This window comes from Chloroflexus sp., assembly GCF_056331925.1.
The window spans coordinates 1-580 of sequence record NZ_JBWGQH010000091.1; the positions used below are offsets into that span (position 1 = coordinate 1).

General features: G+C 54.3%; 1 protein-coding gene. It reads right to left on the reverse strand.

Annotated elements, in window-relative coordinates:
- On the reverse strand, positions 1–434 hold a 434-nt coding region (locus tag AC01ZF_RS17610), incomplete at its 3' end, for a hypothetical protein (RefSeq protein ID WP_476575563.1).
- Positions 435–580: the final 146 nt, after the last annotated feature.

Sequence of the window (580 nt, forward strand, 5' to 3'; positions counted from 1 at the left end):
GTCTCTGTCGTTACGTCAAAACCATTGATAGTTTGGAGAACTCTGAATACATTGTGGATCGTCGTCACAATGATGGGAATGGTCGTTTTGCCGAGTACGGTCGCTGCATGGGCGACGCGAAGACTCGGCAAACTCATATGAGCACAACTCCCGCTAATGTCGGCGATCCACAGGATTGCCGGACGCTTTGCTTCGTGCTCTCGATAGATATTCCGAATGTGCCGAGTAGTAAGAGCGCGAACGAGCTTACGACCGTCCACGCGGCGGGTCTCATCGAACTCCAACGCCAGATTGTTAATAATAGCGGCGAGTTGTTCGATGAGCCTTTTTTCTCCTTTTATGGTCTTTGCTGGCGATACGCCGCCCCCAACAAAGTGTCGACGCCAAAACTCGGTGGTATCGAACTCTTGCGGAGGCTCGGTCGGGTGGGCCACGAACCACGTCGGGTCGTCGACTTCCTCGTCCGACTCTGGCGGTTCCTGATCCTGCGCGATACCGCCGACCGTCGTTGTCGACTTCGCAGACGAATTTGCAGATGACGAGTTTGTCGATGAGTCGTTAGCTCTAGTCCCTCGCAGAG